This window comes from Thiocystis violacea, from assembly GCF_016583565.1.
GTDB classification, from domain to species: Bacteria; Pseudomonadota; Gammaproteobacteria; order Chromatiales; family Chromatiaceae; genus Thiorhodococcus; species Thiorhodococcus violaceus_A.
On record NZ_NRRF01000175.1, the window covers coordinates 1 to 1,948 of the forward strand.

3 protein-coding genes are annotated in these 1,948 nt (G+C 61.7%); 2 read left to right on the top strand and 1 reads right to left on the bottom strand.

What is annotated here, in order from left to right; translation table 11 throughout:
• Positions 1 to 434: 434 nt before the first annotated feature.
• Together CKO23_RS24485 and CKO23_RS24490 are read left to right on the top strand one after the other, a co-directional pair.
• The gene (locus CKO23_RS24485; protein WP_200336081.1) at positions 435 to 1,292 is read left to right on the top strand and encodes a hypothetical protein; all 858 of its coding nucleotides are present in this window, start codon (positions 435 to 437) and stop codon (positions 1,290 to 1,292) included.
• A gap of 55 nt (positions 1,293 to 1,347) precedes the next feature.
• Complete coding sequence (locus CKO23_RS24490) at positions 1,348 to 1,575, top strand: hypothetical protein (RefSeq protein WP_200336083.1); 228 nt, start codon at positions 1,348 to 1,350, stop codon at positions 1,573 to 1,575.
• Positions 1,576 to 1,646: 71 nt separating this feature from the next.
• Here the strand turns inward: CKO23_RS24490 and CKO23_RS24495 are convergent, their stop codons facing one another.
• Positions 1,647 to 1,787 (bottom strand): hypothetical protein, encoded by a 141-nt coding sequence (locus tag CKO23_RS24495; RefSeq protein ID WP_200336085.1) that lies wholly within the window; start codon positions 1,785 to 1,787, stop codon positions 1,647 to 1,649.
• Between the last annotated feature and the right edge of the window lie 161 nt (positions 1,788 to 1,948).

Below are 1,948 nucleotides of genomic sequence, written 5' to 3' on the forward strand. Positions count from 1 at the left end.
GGGAAACGGGAATCGGGGTGCAGCGTGGCATCGTGTCATCAACTCATCGGCGAAACTCAAGACAGATGAGTAGGATGCCATCGATCGCCCAGAAACAGTATTAGGACTTTCACTCTAGACCACTAGCAAATCTCGCCCGTCGCGCCTGGTCCCTCACACGCACCCTCGACACCGTCAACGAGACCTCACACGCCTTTCTGCTCCCGGCCGCGCTGCGTCCGCGACTCGGCGACTACGATCCGCCAGCCATCCAGTCCGAGCTTACGCAGATCCAAGCCGAGATCGACACCATCGCCTTCGACCTCTACGGTTTCAACGAGGCGGACCGGGCAGCGGCACTCGGCAATCAGTCACTGGAAGCCGATGCCGACCAAGATGACGAGGATGAAGAAGAGGATGCCGCCACTGACAACTGCCCACTGACCACCGACAACTTGCTTTCCTGGTCCGTCGGCGTCGCCTTCGGCCGCTTCGACTGGCGTCTGGCCACCGGCGAGCGCGCCGTCCCACCCGAGCCGGATCCCTTCGACCCACTACCGCCCAAGAGCCCCGGCATGCTGCCCGACGGCTTTGATCCCTTCCACGCCCATCCCGGCATCCTGGTGGACGACCCCGGACATCCGCACGATCTGGCGCGTCTGGTCGAAACGGTGCTGGAGCGGGTCGAGGTGCCGGTCCCCGGCGAGGTGCGCTCCTGGCTGCGACGCGATTTCTTCCCCTTCCACTTGAAGCAGTATTCCAAGAGCCGGCGCAAGGCGCCGATCTATTGGCCGCTCGCCACCGCCTCCGGGAGCTACTGTCTTTGGATCTATTACCCCCAGCTCACCAGCCAGACGCTCTACACGGCGGTCAACGACTTCCTGGGGCCCAAGCTCAAGCAGGTCGGCGAGGACGTGGCGGCCCTGCGTAACAAAGGCACGGCACGCTCACGCGAGGACGAAAAACGCTTCGAGACCCTGCAAACCTTCGAGCTGGAGCTGATCGAACTGCGCGACACCCTCTTGAAGCTGGCTCCCGGCTACCGGCCCAACCAGGACGACGGCGTGCAGATCACCGCCGCGCCGCTCTGGCCGCTGTTCCGCCACAAGCCGTGGCAAAAGATCCTGAAGGACACCTGGACCAAACTGGAGAAAGGCGACTACGACTGGTCGCATCTGGCCATGGCCGACTGGCCCGAGCGCGTCCGCGAGAAGTGCAAGACCGACAAGTCGCTCGCCATCGCGCACGGGCTGGAGGCGCTCTATGTCGAGCCGGAGGTCAAGCCGAAGAAGACACGTAAGCGAGCGGGATGAAGGCCGTCAGCCCCATCTCAACCGGATCGAAAACTGACTTCAGGAGCAGCGCTCAATGCAGGTTCAACGACTCTATGACCAGGTTAGAAATCGGCGGGTGTCCATCGAGTTGCCCGAGAATTTCAACGATCGCCGCGTCGAGATCATCGTCCTGACCTTGGACGAGCCGACAGAAACGTCATCGCCCCAGCATCGTCGGCCGCATCCTGACATCGCCGGTCAGGTCAAGATTCACGGGGATATCCTCCGCAGCGCTCCAGAGAGCGACTGGGATCTGCCGTAATGATCGTCCTCGACACGCATATCTGGCTGTGGTGGATCAATCGGGATCAGACCCGACTCAAGCCAGCTTGGTCATCGCGCATTGAGAGCGACGAGCCGGTCGGCATCTCCGCGATTTCCTGCTTTGAACGCACATTCCGCAGGCATGATGCCTGCCGATGAGTATTTTTTCGCTGCAGATAGCCCCATGTGATCGGTTTTCGGCAGCGTCATTGACGCTTCCGACTGTCTTTCTTAGAAGATGGCTGAACACCGCCATCCGAGTCCGTGACACTCGGCGGCTCGCGAGCCGGGCTGGAAAGGCTCCCCGCCTTTTTCAAGGGGAGAAAACCGATGGCCCATCCGTTCGCAGCACTGATCGACGCGCACACGCA